Below are 21,255 nucleotides of genomic sequence, written 5' to 3'. Positions count from 1 at the left end.
CGCCACATCCGGCCCTATCTACCTCTGGAACTGCTCAGATCGCGTCGGTGCCGCGTTCCCCGGTGCGCACCCGCACCACGGTGTCCACCGGGGTGACCCAGACCTTGCCGTCGCCGATCTTGCCGGTGCGGGCGGATTCGACGATCGCGTCGACCACCTTGTCCACCCCGGTGTCGTCGATGAGCACCTCGATGCGGACCTTGGGCACGAAGTCCACGGCGTACTCGGCGCCGCGGTAGACCTCGGTGTGCCCCTTCTGCCTGCCGTAGCCCTGGACCTCGCTGACGGTCATGCCGAGCACCCCGAGCTGCTCGAGCGCGGCCTTCACGTCGTCGATGGTGAACGGCTTGACGATCGCGGTTACCAGCTTCATGCCTTGCTCTCCTCAAGACTCGCGGTGGTGGAGGTCCCCGCCGACTTGAAGGCGCCGCCGCGGCCACCGAAGGTGGCGAACTCGTAGGCGCTCTCCGCGTGTTCGGCCTCGTCGATGCCCTCGACCTCGGCCTCCGGATCGACCCGGAAGCCGACGGTGACCTTGACCAGGAAGGCGATGAGCAAGGAGAGCACGAAGGAGTAGGCCAGCACCGCGAACGCGCCGACCGCCTGCTTGCCCAGCTGGTCGAAGCCGCCGCCGTAGAACAGGCCGTTGACCTTGGCCGGGGCCGACTCGGAGGCGAACAGACCGATCAGCAGGGTGCCGGCCATGCCGCCGACCAGGTGCACGCCGACCACGTCGAGCGAGTCGTCGTAGCCCAGCTTGTACTTGAGGCTGACCGCCAGGGCGCAGAGCACACCGGCGATGGCGCCGACCGCGATCGCGCCCAGCGGGGTGACCGCGGAACAGGCCGGGGTGATGGCGACCAGACCGGCCACGATGCCCGAGGCCGCGCCCAGGGTGGTGGGCTTGCCGTCCCGGATGCGCTCGACCAGCAGCCAGCCCAGGGTGGCGGCCGCGGTGGCGACCAGGGTGTTGACGAAGGTGACCGCGGCGGTGGTGTTGGCCGCCAGCGCGGAGCCCGCGTTGAAGCCGAACCAGCCGAACCACAGCAGACCAGCGCCGAGCACCACCAGCGGCAGGTTGTGCGGCTTCATCGGCTCCTTGGGCCAGCCGCGCCGCTTGCCCAGCACCAGCACCAGGGCCAGTGCCGCGGCGCCCGCGTTGATGTGCACCGCGGTGCCGCCGGCGAAGTCGATCGCGGCCAGCTGGTTGGCGATCCAGCCACCGGGGTCGATGACGTTGCCGTCCGCGTCCTTGCCGTCGAAGTCGAAGACCCAGTGCGCGACCGGGAAGTAGACCACCGTCACCCAGAGCGCGGTGAACAGCAGCCACGGCCCGAACCGGGCGCGGTCGGCCACGGCGCCGGAGATCAGCGCCACGGTGATGATCGCGAACATGGCCTGGAAGGCGACGAACGCCGTAGTGGGAATGGTGCCGGACAGCGACTCCGGACTCAGCAGGCCGTCCAGGCCGAAGAACTCGGTGGGATCGGCCAGCCAGCCGCCCGCCACGTCCTTGCCGAAGGTGAAGGAGTAGCCGAAGAGCACCCACAGCACGCCGACCACGGCCATGCTGCCGATGCTCATCATGAGCATGTTGAGCACGCTCTTCGCGCGCACCATGCCGCCGTAGAAGAACGCAAGTCCCGGCGTCATGAGCAGCACCAGAGCGGCGCTGATCAGCACCCAGGCGGTGTCGCCTTGATTCATTCTCGTAGTCCTCCCGTGCCTGCCACGTTGCACGGAAGGATCGAGATCCGGTGTTTCGTCCGGTTACGCCGGAGGTTTCACCGGCGTGAACTGTGCCGACGGTGTTGTTACGGCTGCGTTGCGCAGACCGTCCAACAGGACACCCAGATTGCGCCGCCACTGGTCCGGACGGGCGAGCAGGCCCATGGTGCGTTCGGCCGGGATGGCGGTGGCCAGCACGAAGAACACGTCGTGCGGGTCCAGGTCGGCGCGGATCGCGCCCGCGTCCTGGGTCCGCTGGATCAGGGCGGTCACCTCCTCGCGCAGCCGGTCCAGCGGGCCGCTGAGATTGAGGTCGCCGTCGCCGGCGAGCGCGGCGTGCAGGCCGCAGCTGGCCGCGCGCAGTTGCACGTAGGACTCGGCGAAGCCGGCGAAGGCCAGCCACGGATCGGGTTCCCTTGCGGCCTCGGCGACCAGTCCGGCCAGCGAGTCGATGGTGTCGATCAGGATCGCGCCGATCAGTTTTTCCACCGAGGGGACCCGGCGGTGCACGGTGCCCAGGCCGACCCCGGCCCGGTGCGCGATCTCCCTGGTGGTCACGCCCAGGCCCTGCTCGTCCAGGGCGGCGCGGGCGGCGGCCACCAGCCGGGCCACGTTGCGCCGGGCGTCGGCGCGCGCGGCGCCGGTGGAGAGCAGCTGCTCGACGGCGGACATGCAGGCAGTCTAGGGTCGAGCTAAACGGGTCACCGTGACCCGTTTATGAGGAGGACCCGATGATCGGAGTGGGCATCCTGGGCGCGAGCCCGGACCGGGGCTGGGCGGCCATGGCGCACCTGCCCGCGCTGGCCGCGTTGCCGGAGCAGTACCGGCTGGTCGCGGTGGGCACCAGCCGGGCGGAGAGCGCCAGGGAGGCGCAGCGGCGGTTCGGCGCGGCGCACGCCTTCACCAACGCCGAGGAGCTGGCCGGTCATCCCGAGGTGGACCTGGTGGTGGTCACGGTGAAGGTGCCCGCGCACCGGGAACTGGTGCTGGCCGCGCTGGCGGCGGGCAAGCACGTCTACTGCGAGTGGCCGCTGGGCCGCGACGCCGCGGAGGCCAAGGAACTCGCCCAGGCCGCCGAGGCTGCCGGGGTGCGCGCGGTGATCGGCCTGCAGGGCCGGTTCAGCCCGGCGGCGGTCGCGGCCAGGAAGCTGATCGACGAAGGCAAGATCGGGCGGATCCGGACGGCCACCCTGCTCAGCGCGCGGGCCAGGGGCGGTGCGGGCGGGGTCCCGGCCTGGATGGCCTACACCTTCGACCGGGCCAACGGCGCCGGGCTGGTGGAGGTGCTCGGCGGGCACGCGGTGGACCTGCTGCGGCACCTGGCCGGGCCGATCCGCTCGATCAGCAGCCGCGCCACGCTGCAGGTGCGGGAGCAGGTGATCGCCGAGACCGGGGAGCGGATCGAGGCGAACACCCCGGACCACCTGGCCGCGGTGGCCGAACTGGACGGCGGGGCGCTGGCCACCGTGCTGGTGCACGACAACGAACAGCTCCGGCCCCGGGTGCGCCTGGAGATCGCCGGGACCGAGGGCACGCTGACGCTGGTCTCCGCGCCAGAGCGCCAGTTGCTGGCGATCCAGCCGCAGATCGGGCGGCTGGAACTGCTGGACGCCCAGGGCGAGCCGGTGCCGCTGCCGGGTTCGGAGCTGCCGGTGCCCGCGGTCAACGTGGCCGCGCTCTACCGGCAGCTGGCGGTGGACCTGCGCACCGGGTCCAGGGTGGTCCCGGACTTCCGGGACGCCCTGGAACTGCACGAACTCCTGGTCAGGTAAGGAGAGCGTCCACGAAGGCGCCGGGGGCGAACGGGGCCAGGTCGTCCGGACCCTCGCCCAGGCCGACCAGCTTGACCGGGACGCCCAGTTCACGCTGGACCTGGAAGACGATGCCGCCCTTGGCGGTGCCGTCCAGCTTGGTCAGCACGATGCCGGTCACCTCGACCACATCGGAGAACACCCTGGCCTGGGTGAGGCCGTTCTGGCCGGTGGTGGCGTCCAGCACGAGCAGCACCTCGTCCACCTTGGCCTGCTTCTCCACCACCCGCTTGACCTTGCCCAGCTCGTCCATCAGGCCGGTCTTGGTGTGCAGGCGGCCGGCGGTGTCCACCAGGACCGCGTCCACGCCCGCTTCCACGCCGCGCTTGACCGCGTCGAAGGCCACGCTGGCCGGGTCGGCGCCTTCCTTGCCACGCACGATCTCCGCGCCCGCGCGCTCGGCCCAGGTGGCCAGCTGTTCGGCGGCGGCGGCGCGGAAGGTGTCGGCCGCGCCCAGGATCACCGTGCGGCCATCGCCGACCAGCACCCTGGCCAGTTTGCCGGTGGTGGTGGTCTTGCCGGTGCCGTTGACGCCGGTGATCAGCAGCACCGCCGGGCGGCCGTCGTGCGGCAGTGCGCGCACCGAGCGGTCCATCTCCGGCTTGAGCGCGTCCACCAGCACCTCGCGCAGCACCGCGCGGGCGGCCTCCGGGGTGCGCACGCCGCGGGTGACGATCTCCTTGCGCAGCCGGTCGATGATCTCCGCGGTGGTGGCCGCGCCCAGGTCGGCCAGCAGCAGGGTGTCCTCGACCTCGGTCCAGGAGTCCTCGTCCAGATCGCCCGCGCCGAGCAGTCCGAGCAGGCCCTGGCCGAACGCGGAGCGGGACTTGACCAGCCGTCCGCGCAGCCGCTCCAGGCGGCCCGCGGTGGGCGCGATCTCCTCCGGCGCCGGGCGGGTCTCGGCGACCACGACCGGCTCGATCGGGGCAGGCGCCTCGGCCGCGGGCGGCAGCGGCACGTCCACGATGTCCCGGCGCGGGGTGTCCCTGGGCACCGCGGCGTCATCGCCCACGCCTGGCTGCCCGTCGACCTCGGTGCGCTCGACGACCGGGTGTCCGGGTTCGACGGTCGGCGCGGTCGCGGTGTCCGTGCCGGGGGCGAAACTGATCTTGCTGTCCGCCTGGTAGGTCGACCGGGCCGGAACCTCGGGCTTGGCCTGCTCGGCAATGCTCACCCGGCGGCGCCGGGCCAGCACGATCCCGGTGACGAGCGCGACGAGCAGCACCGCGGCGACGGCTACGGCGATCCAGATCATTACTTCGGTGGACACGCCCCCATCCTCGCATCATGGGCGGTTCGACCCTCGCCGGAGGCAGGTGTGGGCGAGGATGTCGACCATGCAGCCCGGCCCACACCAGCACCAGCCCCACCAGCAACCGCAGTACCCGCCGCCCGGCTACGGCTACGGCTATCCGCAACCGCCGAAGAAGAACAACGGACCGGTGCTCGCGCTCGTGGTCGGGCTCGCCGTGCTGCTGGTCGCCGGGATCGGCGTGGTCGTCTACCTGAACTCCGGCGACCCGGCCGACTCCCCCGGCAGCAGCGCCGCGGCCGAGCCGGGCCCGGCGGACAAGTACACCGACCTGCCGGAGTGCGCCGCGCTCAACGCCAAGCTGACCCTGTTCCCGGACCTGATGCCCAAGGCCGCGGAGAAGAAGAAGGACACCCAGGCCGCCCGCGGTGACGGCGATCTGCAGACCGTGCGGGTCAAGTGCTCCTGGCGCACCAGGGAACCGGAGGCGACGGTGAGCGCGGACATCGTGCTGTTCGTCAGCGACGGCCAGCCCCAGCACAACGGGACCAAGGACGGCGCCCAGTACTGGCTGAGCATCGACCGTTCGGCGGAGGACCGGGTGGAGGGCGAGAACACGCTGTTTCCCAAGTCCACCGGCGGTGACGGCTGCTACGGGCGGTTCAGCGACGGCAACGTGCTGGTGACGATGAACCAGTTCGGTCCGGGCCTGCCCGGCGGGGCCAGCCACGGCCCGGAAATGGACCAGTGCCGGGACAACCTGGGCCCCAAGGGCAAGGAACTGGTGGCCGCGCTGAAGGGCTGATCTCGACTCGCTATCAACTTCGCCGTCAACTTCGGCGGACACTTGCGTAAACTTCCGCCATGCAATAGACCCATCTTGTGAAATCTTGGCGGGTGCTCGGGCTGCTGTCCGGCACGTCGATGGACGGCATCGACGTGGCCGCGGCCGAGTTCCGCCTGGCCGCCGACGGCTGGCTCGAACTGCGGCCGCTGGGCTGCCTGGACGTGCCCTATCCCGACGAGCTGCGCGCCGAACTGCTGGCCGCGCTGCCCCCGGCGGACTGTTCGGCCCGGCAGCTGTGCCGGCTGGACACGCTGGTCGGCCGGGCCTTCGGGGTGGCCGCGCTGCGCGGGCTCACCGAACTCTGCGCCGGCAAGGCCGATCTGATCGGCTCGCTCGGGCAGACGATCTACCACTGGGTGGAGGACGGCCGCTGCGAGGGCACCCTGCAGCTGGGCCAGCCCGCCTGGATCGCCGAGGCCACCGGACTGCCGGTGGTGGCCGACCTGCGGGCCAGGGATGTGGCCGCTGGCGGGCACGGGGCGCCGCTGGTCGGGCTGTTCGACCAGCTCTGGCTGGGCCACGGGCGGGCGCGCACGGCCGCGCTCAACCTCGGTGGCATCGCCAACATCAGCGTGGTCGGTGGCGGTCTGCCGCCGCTGGCCTACGACACAGGTCCGGGTAACGCGCTGCTGGATTCGGCCGCCCGGCTGCTACCGGAACGTCGGGAGCGCGATGAGGGGGGCCGGCTCGCCGCCATCGGCTCCCCTCACCCGGACCTGTTGTCAGCCCTGCTGGCCGATCCCTACTACGAGCTGGCGCCGCCGAAGTCCACCGGCAAGGAATATTTCACCGCCGAGTACCTGAACGCCGCCCTGAACCGCCTGTCCACGCCGCCCTCGGGCCCGGATCTGCTGGCCACTTTGGTGGAGCTGACCGCCCGCACGGTCGCCCAGGAGTGTGACCGGCAAGAGGCCACCCGGGTGGTGGCTTCCGGAGGCGGGGTGCACAACGCCACGCTGATGGCCGCCCTGAGCAGGCATCTCGCCCCGGCCGAGCTGGTCACCAGCGCGGCCGAGGGACTGCCTGCCGACGGCAAGGAGGGCTACCTTGCGGCGTTGCTCGGCCTGCTCACCTTCTGCGGTCAGCCCGGAAACCTGCCGGCGACCACAGGGGCGGTCGGCCCGCGCCCGCTGGGCAGCATCACCCCGGGCCGCACCGCGTTGCGACTGCCCGCACCATGGCCGCGACCACCGGTCGCGCTGCGCTGCGTGGCCACGGGGGCTGACCGGGGGCACATCACTGGGGAGCCGGTGCGAACCGGCGGTTAGAGCAGGAGGTGGGACGTGCGCAGTCTCGACCTGGCCATCATCGCGGTGTTCCTGGTGGGCATGCCGCTGCTGGGCATCTGGATCGGCGGCAGGCAGAAATCGGCCAGCGACTACTTCGTCGGCGAGGGCAAGATCTCGTGGTGGGTGGTCTGCCTGTCGGTGGTCTCCGCGGAGACCTCAACACTGACCGTGCTCAGCGTGCCGACGGTGGCCTACCTGGCCACCCCCGGCGCGGGCGGGATGACCTTCCTATCGCTGGCCATCGGCTACCTGCTGGGCCGGATCGTGGTCTCCTTCGTGCTGCTGCCCAAGTACGTGGCCGGTGACCTGGTCACCGCCTACGCCTTCCTGGGCAAGCGGTTCGGCGACGGGTTGCGCACCACCGCCTCGGTGACCTTCCTGTTCACCCGGCTGCTGGCCGACGGGCTGCGGTTGTTCGCCACCGCGATCCCGGTCAAGGTGGTGCTGGCCGCCTACGGCGTGGAGGCGAACTACTGGACGATCGTGTTCGTCCTGGGCATCGCGATGGTGGTCTACAGCTTCTTCGGCGGCGTGCGGGCGGTGGTCTGGGTCGATGCGATCCAGATGGTCTGGTACCTGCTCGGCGCGGCCGTGGTGATCTGGGTGCTGGCCGACCGGCTGCCCGGCGACTGGCTGGGCAAGGCCTTGGACGCCAACAAGTTCCAGGTCCTCGACCTCACCTCGGATCCGCGGTACAGCCCGTACGCGTTGCTGACCGCGGTGGTGGGCGGCGCGGTGCTGTCCATGGCCTCGCACGGCGCGGACCAGCTCATCGTGCAGCGGCTGATGGCCACCAGGGACGTGAAGGCGAGCCAGAAGGCGCTGATCGCCAGCGGTGTGGTGGTCTTCGTGCAGTTCGCGCTGTTCCTGTTCATCGGCGTGATGCTGTGGGCCTTCTACAACGCGGCCAAACCAGTGCAGGACCTGGGCCTGAACAACAACGACGAGCTGTTCGCCAACTTCATCGTCACCGAGTTGCCCAGCGGCCTGTCCGGCTTCGTGATCGCGGGCATCCTGGCCGCGGCGCTGAGTTCCTCGCTGGGCGCGCTGGCCTCCTCCACGGTCACCGACATCTACCAGCGGGTGGTCCGGCGGCCGCTGTCGGATACCGAACTGCTCAAGCAGGGCCGGATCTGGACGGTGATCTGGGCCGGGCTGCTGATCGTGTTCGCCGGGTTGTTCGCGCAGTTCACCTCGCGCGGCAACACCCTGGTCGAACAGGGCTTGTCGATCACCGGTTACACCTATGGCGCATTGCTCGGCGCGTTCCTGCTCGGGTTGATCGTGAAACGGGCCCGGCAGTCCGACGCGATCATCGCTTTCCTGGTGACGGTGGCGACGATGACCGCGATCATCCTGCCGCCGGTGCTCAGCGGGACGAAGGGGCTGGCGTTTCCCTGGTATCCGCCGCTGGGCGTGGCGATCACTTTGATCGTGGGCGGGTTGTTGTCGCTGCGGCATCGCGGTAGCCCGCCGCCGGTCGAGGAACCGGCCAGCGAGGCGAAGGCCGCCTGACGCGAAAAGGCCCCGGTTTCCAGGACGGAAACCGGGGCCTTTTCAGGCAGGCGTTACTGCGCGTTCACGATCACTTCTTGTTCGCGGTGAGGCAGAGCACGGTGCCGGTGGAACCGCTGCGGCCTTCCGGAACCCAGATCGCGTCCGTGGTGTCCGCGTGCGGGTCGCACAGCTCGATCTTGAAGTCGGCTTCCTTCTTGTCCTCGTACTTGCCGACGACCTTGTACTGCGCGTCCGCGCCGGCGCAGTCGACCTTGTTGGCCGAGCTGACCTTCTCGCCCTCGACCTTGGCCGCGATGCACTCGCCGACCTTGGCGCTCTGCGCGGAGTTCATGTAGCGGTAGACCGCGAAGCCACCAGCGACCAGGACCACGAGCAGGATGCCGAGGACCTTCGGCAGCACGCTCTTCTTCTTTTTCGGCGCGGCGGGCTGCTCGCCGGCCGGCTGAATCGGCTGGTCCTGCGGGGCGTTGGCCTGTGGGTTCGTCATCCCCAGTGTCTCCTTGTTGAAGTTCGCCCACATGGGCGACGCGCAATGGTGACATGGTGTCACCTACCGCACAAATCGAACGTTAATGTGTTACCGGCTCGAGACACAGGACGCGGCCTTTGCCGCCCTTTTTGCCCTCCCAGTAGACCGACTTCGCGGTCGGGAAGGGTTCGCAGACGTTGGTCAGGCCGAGTTGGACGGTGAACTCGCTCTGGTCCTCGACGATGCCGGCGACCTTGAAACTCGCCTCCGGCTTCGTGCAGTCGGCGCGCTTGTAGGAGTCGGCGTTGCCGGACTTGCCCTGCAGGCATTCGCCGACGGCGGCGTCCTTGGCGTTGGTGTAGCTGCTGTAGATACCGAATCCGGCCGCGATCGCGACGAAGATCCCGTAGCCGATGAGTTTCTTCGCCCAGCCGGGCAGGCCGGTCCGTGGTGCGGTCATCCCCAGTGTCTCCGATACATCCACTAGCCCAATCGGGCTACATGAACCGGCGACAGTGTGCCACAGGACCCGGCCTGACCTGCTGTGTTCTGAAACTCAGCCGGATTCGGTAACGGCGCGGGCCGCGGCCTGCCCGCCCAGGCCGCTGACCCCGCCGCCGCGTCTGCTGCCCGCCCCGGCCAGCAGCACCCGGCGCAGGCCGGGCATTGCCACGCCCCAGCGCTGGGCCGGGGTCTCGGCGGGTTCGTCATCGGCCAGCCAGGGCCAGCTCAGGTCGCCGTGGAAGATGTGCCCGCCGGGCATGCCGAGGTCCCGTTCCAGATCAACGGGGGTGGCTGCCTGCACGCAGGGATTGCCGTCGGCGTCGGTGGCGAGCACCTCGGACAGGGGTTCGGCCAGGTGCTGCTGGAGGGCGGCCAGCGCGGCGGCGGTGGCTTCCGCGCGGCGGTTGTGCTCGCGGAACAGGCGGGCGGGCGCGTGCAGGCCGAACAGGGTGAGCGTGTGGTAGCCCTCGGCGGCGAGCGGGCCGAGGATGGACGGGTCGGTCAGCGAGTGGCAGTAGACCTCGCACGGCAGCGGGTCGGGCAGTTTCCCTTGTGCGACAAGGGCATGGGCGGCTTCCAGCTCGGTGTAGGACTCGCCGAGGTGCAGGGTCCCGGCGAAGGCCTGGCGTGGGTCGGCGCCGCTGCGCAGCCGGGGCAGCCTGCGCAGCAACAGGTTCACCTTGAGCTGACTGCCCTCGGGGTCGGTGGCCGGGCGGCCGAGCAGGCGGTCGAGCACGGCGGGGGCGACCGCGGCGAGCACGTGGTCGGCACTGAATTCGCGGCCGTCCACTGTGGACACCTCGACCCGGTTTCCGTTCTCCCGCACCGCCTGCACCGGGGTGCCGGTGTGGATCTCGACGCCGGCGGCCTGGGCGGCGGCGGTGAGGGCGCCGGCCAGCGCGCCCATGCCGCCGACCGGGACCCGCCACTCCCCCGAGCTGTTGCCGGCCACGTGGTAGAGGAAGCAGCGGTTCTGCGCCAGGCCGGGGTCGGACAGCGAGCTGTCGATGCCGATCAGGCCGTCGGTGGCGACCACGCCGCGGATCAGGTCGTCGGCGAACTCGCGTTCCAGGACCTCGGAGAGTGGCCGTTCGACCAGGTCGTCCCAGGTGTCCGCGCCGGCCAGCGCGGTCACCCGGTCCCGCACCTCGGCACGCCGGGACAGCGGGCCATCCAGGGCCGGGCCGACCGCCTTGGCGAAGGCGTCGACGCGGCGGTAGAAGCGCTGCCAGGCGGTCCAGGCCGCGCCGGAGCCGGTGACCTCGGCGAAGGAGGCTTCGGTGGCGGGGCCGGGTTCGCGTTCGACCAGCAGCCCGAGATCGCGGCCGCCGCGATGGACCGGGGTGTAGGAGGACACCGCGCGGGAGCGCAGTTCCAGCGGCAGCCGCAGTTCGGCGGCCAGCGCGTCCGGCAGCAGGCTGACCAGGTAGGAGTACTGGGACAGCCGCGCGGGCTGACCTGGGAAGACCTGCTTGCCGATGGAGGCGCCGCCGAGGTGCCCGGCCCGTTCCAGCAAGCGGACCGAGCGCCCGGCTCTGGCCAGCAGCACCGCCGCGACCAGTCCGTTGTGCCCGCCGCCGACCACGATCACCTCGCTGTGTCCGTTCATGACAGCGATCGTGGCCGAGCGGGCGGGCTCAGCGATAGCGGCGATGGATCAGATCAGCAGCAGCGGGAGCAGCGCGAGCAGGAAGATCACGGCCATGATGGCGATCATCGGCACCAGCGCGGGGGTGGGCTGCGGCACCGGGCCGATCGCGCCACCGGCGAACATGAACGCGGGCGCGCGGTAGAACACCGGCACGTTCTGGCCCTCGGCGATCGGGATCATCGCCTCGGCCGGACCGGCGTCCATGAAGATGTAGTGGAAGTGCACCTTCACGTGGTACTGGCCGGGCGGCAGGTCGATCGGGGTCTGGCCCCATTCGATCGGGCCGGGCCTGCCGTTGATGGTCAGCGTGGGCTTGAACCAGTTGAGGATGAAGGCCAGCGGCAGGAACGAGGTGTCCAGCACCAGCCTGCCGTGGCCGGGCTGGGTCGGCGGGAACTGCTGCTGCGGCTGCTGACCCGGGTAACCCCCGGGGCCACCGGGACCGCCGGGGTAGGCGCCGGGCGGGGGCTGCTGCGCCGGGAAGCCGCCGCTGGGCGGGGCCTGGTACGGCTGGGTCGGCTGCGGGCCGGGGTACGGCTGCTGCTGGCCCGGGTAACCAGGCTGAGGCTGACCCGGGTACTGCTGCTGGCCAGGAAATGGCTGGCCAGGCTGCTGCCCGGGGAAGGGCTGCTGGCCCGGCTGATAGGGCTGCTGGCCGTAGGGCTGGTTCACGAGAGTGCTCTCCCCCGAGTGGGTGCGGTTCCGGATGCGCGTGACCTTAGAGGGTCAGGGGGCCGGAACCGGTTCCGGCTCAGGCGCGTTTTCCGGATCGTTTTTGGGCACGTGCTGGTGCTCGGCCGCGGGCGCCGCGGTGTCCACCCCGCGCATCCGCTGCGAGATGACCTGGCTGATGCCGTCGCCGCGCATGCTGACCCCGTAGAGCGCGTCCGCGATCTCCATGGTCGGCTTCTGGTGGGTGATCACGATGAGCTGCGACTTCTCCCGCAGCTGGGCGAAGAGCGTGATCAGCCTGCGCAGGTTGGTGTCGTCCAGGGCGGCCTCGACCTCGTCCATGATGTAGAACGGCGAGGGCCGGGCGCGGAAGATCGCCACCAGCATGGCCACCGCGGTCAGCGACTTCTCGCCGCCGGAGAGCAGGGACAGCCGCTTGACCTTCTTGCCGGGCGGCCGGGCCTCGACCTCGACGCCCGTGGTGAGCAGGTCCTCCGGGTTGGTGAGCAGCAGTTTGCCCTCGCCGCCGGGGAAGAGCGTCTGGAAGACCTGGACGAACTCCCTGGCCACGTCCTCGTAGGCGTCGGCGAACAGGGCCAGGATCCGCTCGTCGACTTCCTTGATCGTGTTGAACAGGTCGCGCCGGGCCGACTTGAGGTCCTCCAGCTGGGTGGAGAGGAACTTGTAGCGCTCCTCCAGCGCGGCGAACTCCTCCAGCGCGAGCGGGTTGACCTTGCCGAGCAGGGCGAGGTCGCGTTCGGCGCGCTTGGCCCGGCGTTCCTGGGTGGGCCGGTCATACGGCATCGGCTGCGGCGCGCTGACCTCCTCGCCGCGTTCCTTGGCCGCCTCGTACTCGCTGATCTCCAGCGCGGTGGGCGGGATGAAGGCCATCGGGCCGTACTCGCTGACCAGGTCGTCCAGGCCGATGCCGAAGTCGTCGGCGATCTTGGTTTCCAGCTGTTCGATGCGCAGCCGCTGCTCGGCGCGCAGCACCTCGTCCCGGTGCACCGCGTCGGTGAGCTTCTCCAGCTCGGTGCCGAGTTCGCGGACCCGGTTGCGCACCTTGCCGAGCAGGCCCTCGTGTTCGGCCTTGCGCACCTGGGCGGCGTCGCGTTCGGCGGCGGCGCGGGCCAGCGACAGCGCGATGCGGGTCAGCGCGGTCTCGCCGGCGGAGACGACCGCGTTGGCCACGGTGGCGCCGCGGGTGCGGGCGGCGCGGGCGCGTTCGGCGCGTTCCCTGGCCTCGCGTTCGGCGCGGGCGGCGCGGCGCAGCGAGTCGGCCCGGCCGATCAGGGCGCGGGCGCGTTCCTCGGAGGTGCGCTGGACCAGCCGCGCCTCCATCTCCTCCTGCCGGGCACTGGCCAGGCTGGCGGCGATGTCGTCCCGGGCGCTGGTGTCCGGCTCGTCGTCGGTTTCCTGCTCGCCTTCGACTTCCAGGAGCCGTTCTTCCAGCTCGGTGAGCCGGGTGAGGTTCTCCTCGCGGGAGTTCTCCACCTTGCTGCGCTGGCCTTCGAGGCGTTCGGCCTCGGCGAGTGCGGAGCGGGCGGCCTGGCCGAGCCGGGCCAGCCGTTCGGAGCTGCGGGCGCGCGCCACTCTGGCGTCGTTGACGGCTTCCTGGGCCAGGCCGACCTCGTCCCGGCGGGCGCGTTCCTCGGCACGGGCGCCTTCCAGCGCGGCACCGGCGGCTTCCAGGCGGTGTTCGGCCTCGGCGAGCTGGTCGCGGGCCTCGTCCACGGCGGCCTGGACCTCGATCACGCTCTGGCTGCGGCCGGAGCCGCCGACAGCCCAGTCCGCGCCGAGCACATCGCCGCCGGTGGTGACCGCGCGGACCTCGGGGTGCGCGGCGACCAGCGCGCCGGCCGCGGCCAGGTCCTCGACCACGGCCATCCGGTCCAGGGCGCGGAAGAGCGCGGGGCGCAGCTGTTGCGGCACGTGCACCAGGTCGGCGGCCCAGCGCGCGCCGGGCGGCAGCTGCGGCCAGCCAGCGCGGTCGGGCATGACCTGGTTGGCGCCGACGAGCAGACCGGCCCGGCCGGAGTCGGAGGTCTTGAGCAGTTCGAGTGCGGTGAGGGCGTCGCTGGTGCCGGTGAGCGCGACCGCGTCGGCGACCGGCCCGAGCGCGGCGGCCATGGCCACCTCGGCGCCGGGTTCCACGGTCATCAGCGCGGCCACCGAGCCGAGCAGTCCGGGCAGCCGGGAGCCGGCGGCGAGCAGCGCGCCCGCGCCGTCCTTGCGGGTCAGGCCGAGGGAGAGCGCGTCAACGCGGGCCTTCCAGGAGGCGATCTCGCGTTCGGCCTTGCGTTCGGCGGCGACCAGTTCGTCCACCCGGGCGCGGGCCTGCTTGTGCGCGGCCTGGGTGGATTGCTGGCGTTCGCCGATGCCGGTGTCGTCGTCCTCCTCGATCCCGCTGGCGGCCTTGGCCTCCTCGACCTCGATCTGGGCCAGCTCGGCGCGTTCGCGGGATTCGGCCAGGGCCACGGAGAGCCGTTCGATCTCCTCGGCGGTGGCCCCGGTCTTGCTGCGCAGCGCCTCGACCTGGCCGGCCAGCCGGGCCAGGCCCTCGCGGCGGTCGGCGATGGCCCGGATCGCGGCCAGGTGCGCGCGTTCGGCGTTCTTCAGCGCCTGCTCGAATTCGGTGCGGGTGGCCTGGGCGACGGTGAGCGCCTCGGTGGCCATCTCGGCGGCTTCCTGGAGTTCGGCCTCCTGCAGCGCGACCTCCTCGGCCTCGCGTTCCAGGTCGTCCGGGTCGCGGCCGCCGCGGTTGGCCTCCACCGGGGCGGAGAGGTGCCGGGCGCGTTCGGCGGCCAGCCGGACCGTGCCGCGCAGCCGTTCCTCCAGCGCGGACAGCCGGTACCAGGTCTCCTGGGCATTGGCCAGCATCGGCGCCTCGATCGCGAGGCGCTCCTCCAGCTCACCCTGTTCGGCCTGGGCGACCTGGAGCATCTGCTCGACCTCGGCCCGCCGCCGGCGCGCGGTGGCCTCGTCGGCCTCTTCCCTGGCCAGGTCGGTGCGCTGGGTGACCAGTTCGTCGGCGTAGAGCCGCAGCCGGGCATCGCGCAGGTCGGCCTGCACGGTTTGGGCTTTGCGCGCGATCTCGGCCTGTTTGCCCAGTGGTTTGAGCTGGCGGCGCAGTTCGGCGGTGAGGTCGGTGAGCCGGGTGAGGTTGGCCTGCATCGCGTCGAGCTTGCGAATGGCCTTCTCTTTGCGCTTGCGGTGCTTGAGCACCCCGGCGGCTTCCTCGATGAACGCGCGGCGCTCCTCGGGGCGGGACTGCAGGATCTGGCCGAGCATGCCCTGCCCGACGATGACGTGCATCTCCCGGCCGATGCCGGAGTCCGACAGCAGTTCCTGGATGTCGAGCAGGCGGCACTGGCTGCCGTTGATCTCGTACTCGCTGGAGCCCTCGCGGAACATCCGGCGGGTGATGCTGACCTCGGTGTACTCGATCGGCAGCGCGCCGTCGGAGTTGTCGATGGTCAGGGTCACCTCGGCCCGGCCCAGCGGCGGCCGCCCGGAGGTGCCGGCGAAGATGACGTCCTCCATCTTGCCGCCACGCAGGGCTTTCGCCCCTTGCTCCCCCATCACCCAGGCCAGCGCGTCCAGCACGTTGGACTTGCCGGAGCCGTTCGGGCCGACAACGCAGGTGATGCCCGGCTCGAAGCGCAGCGTGGTGGCCGAGGCGAAAGACTTGAAGCCCTTCAGCGTCAGGCTCTTGAGGTGCACGTGCGCCCGCTCCTTCCCGCGCTCACCGGTCGGGGTATCCGGGAGAGGGTACCCACGTCCACCGTTCGGACGTCGGAGCCGGGCCGGGTGTGCCGGGGTCTAGCGCTTGGGCCGAGGAAACGGCACGACCCGGCTGACCTCGTCTTCCGGGGCGTCCGGCTTGGCCCGGGAGCCGCCGCGGCGGGAGTTCCGGGGCAGTCGGATGTCACCCAAAGCGGGCCAGGCCAGGCCGCAGCGGTCCAGCGCGGAGAGCACCTCGCGCAGGGGTTCGGCCTTCTCGGTGGCCACGTACTCCCAGACGATGGCGCCGGCTTCGGGGCGCGGGCGGCGGCGGACGAAGCCGTGTTCGACGGTGTAGGCCAGCAGCGGGTCGAAGTCCTCGGCCTTCATGCCCAGGCCGCGGCGTAGCTCGACCGGCTCGCTGGTGCCGGCGAAGAGTTGTTCGAGGATGAGCAGAACGCGGAGGTCGCCGAGTTCGTCGAGTGCACGCGCTACCGAACCGACCACACCGGTGAAACTGGGCCTACCCGCCATGGCTTGACCTTACTTGATCTTTCGTGTGTCAGGCGTGGGCTCAGCGCTCGCGGAACCCGGCGAGACCACCCTTCGCGGCCGCCCATTGCTCCACCACGGTGGTCACCTGACCAGGGGTATCGCCCGAGTGGAGGAAGGTCAGTAGTTCTTCGCAGAGCTGGCGGTTTCCTTCCACCACCACCTCGACCCGGCCGTCCACCGCGTTGCGGGCCCAGCCGACCAAGCCGAGCTGCAATGCCTTTGCCCTGGTGGACCAGCGGAAACCCACCCCCTGCACCTGGCCGTGCACCCAGGCCGTGAGTCGCACCACTTCTGCCGTGTTCGCCACGGGTTCATCGTGCCGGACAACAGAAATCGGCCATGCAGGACCAACCGGGTTAACTCGATGGTGGTACGTTTCCTCGCCGTGACCACCCGGCGCAAGGAACGCAACCCTGGTGTGCTCGGTCTCGTCGCGATGATGGTGGGCGCCGCCGGCGCCTGCGGCCTGACCCTGATCGCGCCCACGGCCTTCCAGGCGCTGACCGGGATGGACCTCATCGCCAGCGCCGAGGCGGCGCGGGATGAGGTGACCGGCCAGCAGAACAGGGACGGCGCGCTCCCGCAGTGGAGCGGCGACGGCATCCTGGCCGCCCCGACCAGCGCGGTGAACCCGAGCAGTGGCACCAGCACGGCCGCCTCCAGCAGCCAGGCCCCGAGCAGCAGTGCCGAGGCGCCGCCGAGTTCGAGCGAGCAGCCCCCGCCGTCGAGCACCACCGGCGCACCGCCGCCGCCCACCAGCCAGACGGTGGCCAAGCCGCCGCCCACGACCACTACCACTCCGCCGCCGGCGGAGAACCCGGCCGCCTCGCCCGCGATGCGGGTGGCGCAGTTGGTGAACCAGGAGCGGGCCAGGGCGGGCTGCCGTAGCCTCCGAGTGGACGAGCGGTTGGTTACAGCGGCCCAGCGGCACGCGGCCGATATGGCCAGCCGCGGCTACTTCTCGCACACCGCACCAGAGGGCACGTCCTTCGTTGACAGAGCGCGATCGGCTGGTTACCCAGCGCCAGGCGGTGAGAACATCGCCAAGGGGCAACGTTCTGCCGAGAAGGTCATGGAGTCGTGGATGGGTTCAGCAGGTCACCGGGCGAACATCCTGAACTGTTCGTTCGTCGCAATCGGCGTCGGTCATGAGACCAGGGGCCCGCACTGGGTGCAGGTGTTCGGCAGATGACCATGTCCACCCCACCGCCGGAGCCGGGTCACCGCCGCTCCGACGTGCCCCGCGGCGCGGCCCTGGCCGCGGTCGCCCTGGCCACCGCCACCGCTTTCGCCGGCATCGCGGCCCTGAGCGCCACCACCAAGCCGGGCCCGCTGACGCCGAACAACGCGCGGCTGGACAACGTGGTGCTGCGCACGACGGTGTCCAACGGGACCACCGTCACGGTCACCGAGACGGTGTCGACCACCCCGTCCTCCAGCAGCAGTAGCACCTCGAAGACCAGCACCAGCACCTCGGGCACCAGCAAGTCGACCACGACCGGCAGCTCCGACCCCGGTCAGCCGACGACGAGCAACGGCGAGCCGCCGCCCCACCCCACGACGACCACCACCACGACCACGACGACAACCACCACCACCAGCCAGTCGACGGTGCCGAGCACCACCGCGACCACCACCAGCGGCTCCCGGCCACCCACCGGCGGGTGAGCAAGCTCGCCATCCACCCGTGCCGGTCGCTGTGCGCGTGGCAGGAGACGCGGGCGGAGATCGACGGGTTGCCGGTGCTGGCTTGCCGGGGGTGCGGGTCGCAGTGGATCCGGTCGGAGGGGTGGACGCCGATCGATCACACGGGGCAGATCCCGGATTGCGTGCGGGCGGAGCTGGCCAAGCGGTCGTGAGCCGGGTCAGCCGAGGTCCGTGCCCGGCGCGACCACCGGCAGGCCGCTGGCAGCCGCCGCTTTGGCCAGCCACTTGTCGTAGGTGATGAACGCGGTCAACTTCTCGCCACCGGAGATCAGCGAAACAGCCAAGGCCAGGTGGATCGCATCCCAAGATCGCAGGTCGGATTCCAGGTAGGCCGCCGCGGTCGTCCGCACATCCGGGTGGATCTCAACCCTGTTCAGCGATGCGAGCACACCGGTGACCGCCGCGAGCCCGCGTGGCTGGTAACGCCGCACCGCTCTCGGCACCTCGATCTCCGTGAGCACTGAGCAGAAAAGCCGTTGCCTGGCGCGAGCCGCAAGCCAGCCGTGCAGGTGCTTGGACTCTGGCTCAGCCAAGACCAGCTTGACAACCGCCGAACTGTCGAGATAGATCACCAGCGTTCCTCTTCTCGCATGGCGATCAGCGCTTCGGAAGCAGAACTTCCATTGCCAGGGATCGTCGGCATCCGGATTGGCCCTGACCTGGTTGCCGGGATGATCTTTCCCTCGGCCACCATGCGGTCGAACCACGAGTCCTCGATCGGCACGATCCGGGCGATGGGCTTGTCCTGGTTGGTGATCTCCACCGTTTCGCCGCGCTCGACGCGCGCCAGCACGCTGGCAACGTGTTGGACCAACTCGGACATCGGGATCTGCTCTGCTTGGCGCATAGCTCTATTCGTAATGTTTGCCTGCGTGGCACACCACCGCCGCCGCCCGCACTATCGGGCGATTAGTTCCGGGAGCAGGCGGTCCACCGCGCGCTGCCAGAACGCCGCGTGCGCCTCCGCCGACGTGGCGTGCCGGGTCTCGCCGTGCACCCGCCCCGCCCGCACCTGGTAGACCCGCCACGAATCCAGCCGCTCCGCGATCCGCAGCGTGTCCGAGCCCCGGCCGCCGCCCAGCGTGTAGCTGTCGTACGGGAAACCGTGGTCCCGCAACGCGATCGCCAGGTCCTGGGGCGTGGTCGGGTTGGTGTGCCAGGGAAGTTGGCGCCAATGGTGCAGGAGTTGTTCGTAGCGGGTGGGGGCGAAGCGGTCGGCGTGACGGTCCGGGGAGGCGATGCCGGGGGTCGAGAGGTACGGGGCGATCAGGTCGGCGGCGGCGTCGCCTTCGCGCTGGTAACTGGCCTGGACGCTGGTCTGGCCGCGTTCGGTGTAGCGGAGTTCCCAGTGACCGTTGGGTAGTTCGTGCAGGTGGGCCACGTCGTCGAAGCCGGGGCCTGGGCGGTGCACGCCGTGGGTCGGGGACTCGATGCCGATGGGCTTGGTCCAGCCGTTGCGCGCCTCGATGGCCAGGGCTTCGGGCAGGCTCAGGTCGTCCGGGGGTGACTCGGGTTCGGCGGCGGCCGGGAGCGGCTGGGGGTCGGCGCCGAGCAGGGTGGGCAGGTCCTCGTCGACCAGGCGGCGCCAGAACTCGGCGCAGGCGGCGGGTTCGGCGGTCCAGCCGGTGATCGGTTCGGTGCGGCCGGAGCGGACCCGGTGCACCCGCCAGCCCTGGATCCGCTGTTCCAGGCACAGGCGACCCTCGAACGCGCCGCCGTACAGCGAGTACGCGCTCGCGGGCACGCCGAGCTGGGCCAGCGCCTCGGCGAGCTGGCCGCGGGTGGCCGGGCGCAGCCGCCACGGGGTGTGCCGCCAGCGGGCCAGCAGGGTGTCGAAGGCGGCCTCGGTGGCGGGCCGCGGCGGCGGGGTGGTGCGGCCGAGCACGCCGGCCAGCAGCTCGGCGCACAGCTGCGACTCCAGGTTGAAGCACCGGTACGGGGTGACCCGCTCGCCGCGTTCGGAGCGGTACAGCAGCCACCCCGAGCCGGTTTCGGTGACCTGCCAGCCGGTGTCGAGCTGCCGTAGCGGCAGACCGTGCGTCTCCGACCAGATGGCGTAGTCGTCGGTGTGGCCGAGCTGCCGGAGCAGCGCGACCGTGGCGGGCACCGTGAGGTCGGCGGTCATACCGACCGACACTAGTTGCTACAGCTCGCTGACCACGTGCTGGGCGATCGGGCCGAAGGTCAGGCGCAGGTCGGTGAGCTGGCCGGCGGCCGGGATCCAGGCCAGTGGGGCGTAGTGCCGGACGATGCCGAGCTGCGGGCGCAGCAACGGCTCACCGCGCTCGTTGCGCGGCCATTCCACCTCGCCGCTGAGGGTGCGCGCCGGGATCAGCCAGTAGTCGCCGCCGCGGTACTTCCCACCGGCGGCGAACCAGACCTGCACGCCGTCCTCCAGGTCCAGCCACTTGCCCTCCTCCACCGGGCGGGCGTCGCCACGCTGGTCCCAGCGACGCAGGAACGCGTGCCGGCCCGGCCTGCCGACACCGGTGGCGGACTCGGTGGACAGTTCGATCCGCAGCGCCTCGGTGTCGATGTCGCGGATCTGGGCCAGTGGGCCGATCTCGCCGCGGGCCACCGAGGCGTCGTCGGCCAGCTCCACCCAGTCGCCAATGGACAGGCCGAGCTTGAGGTCCCTGGCGCCCTCGGCCAGGGTCACCCAGGTTTTGTCCACTGTGGACACCGGCAGGGCGACTGAACCGTTCTCCCGCGACCACTTGAAGGTGGGCTGCTTGCCGCCCGCGTGGATCTCCACCCGGTAGAGCTGGTTCTCCAGACCACGGAACCGGGCGTCGGGGGCGGACAGACAGGGGTCGTCCTCGGTGCGGGACGGACGTTCGGCGCGGGCGGCCAGTCTGCCGGTGGCGCGGCCGCGTTCGACCCAGCCGTCGAAGGCGGCCATCAGGTTCTCCGGGGTGGGGCGGTCCGGGATCTGCAGGCCGTCCTTGGCGGTCAGCGGCAGCACCTGCCAGCTGACCTTGGTGCGCGCGCTGGTGTCCGGCAGCGCCGGGCCGAGCGCGGTCTCCCGGATCTCCGGGTCCTGGATGGCGGTGACCAGGTGCTCGGTCACCAGAAGGTAAGCGAGGAAAGGGAATTCGGCGGGCAGGTGGTGGGCCTCGTCGGGGCGCTCCTGGTCGCGGTGGGCGTCCGGCTGGTCCCAGTAGGTCCACTCGGCCGGCGGCGCGGGTGCGGGGTCGGTTTCCGGGTCGTCGAGGACCGGGACGCCGCGTGGTGGGCGGGTGGCCTCGACCAGGATGCCGTCCACGTAGTACCGGCCGCCGCCGATGACCAGGCTGGCCGGGGCCTTGTCCTTGGGCAGGTAGGTGAGCTTGAAGCCGTTGGCGCCGCGCGGACCGCCGAAGCGGCCGATGACGTCGCCGATCGCGGTGCGCTGCCGGTGCTGGTTGATCAGCACCTGTTCGTTGGCCTCGGCGTCCAGCTGCACCCGGCCCTGCTGGGCGAGCACCGCGGAGAACCGCTTGTCCGGCCGGAAGGTCAGCCGGGAGAAGTCGCCGTGCATGTTCTGGTC

The 21,255-nt window shown here is 71.0% G+C and carries 22 protein-coding genes; 6 read left to right on the top strand and 16 right to left on the bottom strand.

Translation table 11 applies throughout. The features are described from left to right. Nucleotides 1–34: 34 nt before the first annotated feature. From MZC64_RS31770 to MZC64_RS31760, 3 genes are all read right to left on the bottom strand, one after another. Nucleotides 35–373, bottom strand: coding sequence for a P-II family nitrogen regulator (locus tag MZC64_RS31770; RefSeq protein WP_185009070.1), 339 nt, complete (start codon nucleotides 371–373; stop codon nucleotides 35–37). After that, on the bottom strand, nucleotides 370–1,707 hold the full coding sequence (locus tag MZC64_RS31765; protein ID WP_247760563.1) for an ammonium transporter: 1,338 nt from the start codon (nucleotides 1,705–1,707) through the stop codon (nucleotides 370–372). The genes MZC64_RS31770 and MZC64_RS31765 overlap by 4 nt, the downstream gene beginning before the upstream one ends. 63 nt (nucleotides 1,708–1,770) lie before the next feature. Then, nucleotides 1,771–2,400: a TetR/AcrR family transcriptional regulator gene (locus MZC64_RS31760; protein ID WP_247760564.1), complete on the bottom strand. Its 630-nt coding sequence runs from the start codon at nucleotides 2,398–2,400 to the stop codon at nucleotides 1,771–1,773. Nucleotides 2,401–2,459: 59 nt separating this feature from the next. Here MZC64_RS31760 and MZC64_RS31755 point away from each other — a divergent pair, with 59 nt between their 5' ends. Next, nucleotides 2,460–3,500: a Gfo/Idh/MocA family protein gene (locus tag MZC64_RS31755; protein ID WP_247760565.1), complete on the top strand. Its 1,041-nt coding sequence runs from the start codon at nucleotides 2,460–2,462 to the stop codon at nucleotides 3,498–3,500. Here the strand turns inward: MZC64_RS31755 and ftsY are convergent. Beyond that, entirely contained in the window at nucleotides 3,493–4,809 is a 1,317-nt protein-coding gene (gene ftsY, locus MZC64_RS31750; RefSeq protein ID WP_247760566.1) for a signal recognition particle-docking protein FtsY, read from the bottom strand. The two genes, MZC64_RS31755 and ftsY, sit on opposite strands and share 8 nt — an antisense overlap. A gap of 58 nt (nucleotides 4,810–4,867) precedes the next feature. On the opposite strand from ftsY, the gene MZC64_RS31745 reads away from it, so the two are divergent. From MZC64_RS31745 to MZC64_RS31735, 3 genes are all read left to right on the top strand, one after another. Further along, nucleotides 4,868–5,596: a hypothetical protein gene (locus MZC64_RS31745; protein WP_247760567.1), complete on the top strand. Its 729-nt coding sequence runs from the start codon at nucleotides 4,868–4,870 to the stop codon at nucleotides 5,594–5,596. Between the two features lie 119 nt (nucleotides 5,597–5,715). After that, nucleotides 5,716–6,906, top strand: a complete 1,191-nt coding sequence (locus MZC64_RS31740; RefSeq protein ID WP_247760906.1) for an anhydro-N-acetylmuramic acid kinase — start codon at nucleotides 5,716–5,718, stop codon at nucleotides 6,904–6,906. A 15-nt stretch (nucleotides 6,907–6,921) separates the two neighbouring features. Beyond that, entirely contained in the window at nucleotides 6,922–8,442 is a 1,521-nt protein-coding gene (locus MZC64_RS31735; RefSeq protein WP_247760568.1) for a sodium:solute symporter, read from the top strand. Between the two features lie 70 nt (nucleotides 8,443–8,512). On the opposite strand, the gene MZC64_RS31730 is transcribed toward MZC64_RS31735, so the two are convergent. From MZC64_RS31730 to MZC64_RS31700, 7 genes are all read right to left on the bottom strand, one after another. Then, nucleotides 8,513–8,932, bottom strand: a complete 420-nt coding sequence (locus MZC64_RS31730; RefSeq protein WP_247760569.1) for a hypothetical protein — start codon at nucleotides 8,930–8,932, stop codon at nucleotides 8,513–8,515. Nucleotides 8,933–9,014: 82 nt separating this feature from the next. Next, entirely contained in the window at nucleotides 9,015–9,374 is a 360-nt protein-coding gene (locus MZC64_RS31725; RefSeq protein ID WP_247760570.1) for a hypothetical protein, read from the bottom strand. Nucleotides 9,375–9,470: 96 nt separating this feature from the next. After that, on the bottom strand, nucleotides 9,471–11,027 hold the full coding sequence (locus MZC64_RS31720; RefSeq protein ID WP_247760571.1) for an NAD(P)/FAD-dependent oxidoreductase: 1,557 nt from the start codon (nucleotides 11,025–11,027) through the stop codon (nucleotides 9,471–9,473). 48 nt (nucleotides 11,028–11,075) lie between these two features. Continuing rightward, nucleotides 11,076–11,741 (bottom strand): hypothetical protein, encoded by a 666-nt coding sequence (locus tag MZC64_RS31715; RefSeq protein WP_247760572.1) that lies wholly within the window; start codon nucleotides 11,739–11,741, stop codon nucleotides 11,076–11,078. A 54-nt stretch (nucleotides 11,742–11,795) separates the two neighbouring features. Then, nucleotides 11,796–15,464, bottom strand: a complete 3,669-nt coding sequence (smc, locus tag MZC64_RS31710; protein WP_247760573.1) for a chromosome segregation protein SMC — start codon at nucleotides 15,462–15,464, stop codon at nucleotides 11,796–11,798. Nucleotides 15,465–15,563: 99 nt separating this feature from the next. Further along, nucleotides 15,564–15,998 (bottom strand): helix-turn-helix domain-containing protein, encoded by a 435-nt coding sequence (locus MZC64_RS31705; RefSeq protein WP_247760574.1) that lies wholly within the window; start codon nucleotides 15,996–15,998, stop codon nucleotides 15,564–15,566. Between the two features lie 40 nt (nucleotides 15,999–16,038). Beyond that, nucleotides 16,039–16,326, bottom strand: coding sequence for an acylphosphatase (locus MZC64_RS31700; RefSeq protein WP_247760575.1), 288 nt, complete (start codon nucleotides 16,324–16,326; stop codon nucleotides 16,039–16,041). 57 nt (nucleotides 16,327–16,383) lie between these two features. Between MZC64_RS31700 and MZC64_RS31695 the strand changes: the two genes are divergently transcribed. Next, nucleotides 16,384–17,211 carry a CAP domain-containing protein gene (locus MZC64_RS31695; RefSeq protein WP_247760576.1) on the top strand — a complete coding sequence of 276 codons (828 nt, stop codon included), beginning with the start codon at nucleotides 16,384–16,386 and terminating at the stop codon, nucleotides 17,209–17,211. A gap of 28 nt (nucleotides 17,212–17,239) precedes the next feature. Here the strand turns inward: MZC64_RS31695 and MZC64_RS31690 are convergent, their stop codons facing one another. Beyond that, complete coding sequence (locus MZC64_RS31690; RefSeq protein ID WP_247760577.1) at nucleotides 17,240–17,515, bottom strand: hypothetical protein; 276 nt, start codon at nucleotides 17,513–17,515, stop codon at nucleotides 17,240–17,242. 168 nt (nucleotides 17,516–17,683) lie between these two features. On the opposite strand from MZC64_RS31690, the gene MZC64_RS31685 reads away from it, so the two are divergent. Continuing rightward, entirely contained in the window at nucleotides 17,684–17,878 is a 195-nt protein-coding gene (locus tag MZC64_RS31685) for a hypothetical protein (RefSeq protein ID WP_247760578.1), read from the top strand. A gap of 6 nt (nucleotides 17,879–17,884) precedes the next feature. Here MZC64_RS31685 and MZC64_RS31680 read toward each other — a convergent pair whose 3' ends face one another. The 4 genes from MZC64_RS31680 to MZC64_RS48175 form a co-directional block, all read right to left on the bottom strand. Further along, the gene (locus tag MZC64_RS31680; RefSeq protein ID WP_247760579.1) at nucleotides 17,885–18,298 is read right to left on the bottom strand and encodes a type II toxin-antitoxin system VapC family toxin; all 414 of its coding nucleotides are present in this window, start codon (nucleotides 18,296–18,298) and stop codon (nucleotides 17,885–17,887) included. Next, complete coding sequence (locus MZC64_RS31675; RefSeq protein WP_247760580.1) at nucleotides 18,295–18,549, bottom strand: type II toxin-antitoxin system Phd/YefM family antitoxin; 255 nt, start codon at nucleotides 18,547–18,549, stop codon at nucleotides 18,295–18,297. The genes MZC64_RS31680 and MZC64_RS31675 overlap by 4 nt, the downstream gene beginning before the upstream one ends. Before the next feature lie 75 nt (nucleotides 18,550–18,624). After that, entirely contained in the window at nucleotides 18,625–19,851 is a 1,227-nt protein-coding gene (locus MZC64_RS31670; protein WP_247760581.1) for a hypothetical protein, read from the bottom strand. Nucleotides 19,852–19,869: 18 nt separating this feature from the next. After that, complete coding sequence (locus MZC64_RS48175) at nucleotides 19,870–21,246, bottom strand: DUF6519 domain-containing protein (protein WP_282106176.1); 1,377 nt, start codon at nucleotides 21,244–21,246, stop codon at nucleotides 19,870–19,872. Nucleotides 21,247–21,255: the final 9 nt, after the last annotated feature.

It is taken from the genome of Crossiella sp. S99.2, from assembly GCF_023094165.1.
In the GTDB taxonomy this organism is placed as follows: domain Bacteria; phylum Actinomycetota; class Actinomycetes; order Mycobacteriales; family Pseudonocardiaceae; genus Crossiella.
This window is presented reverse-complemented; position numbering and strand designations above follow the sequence as displayed.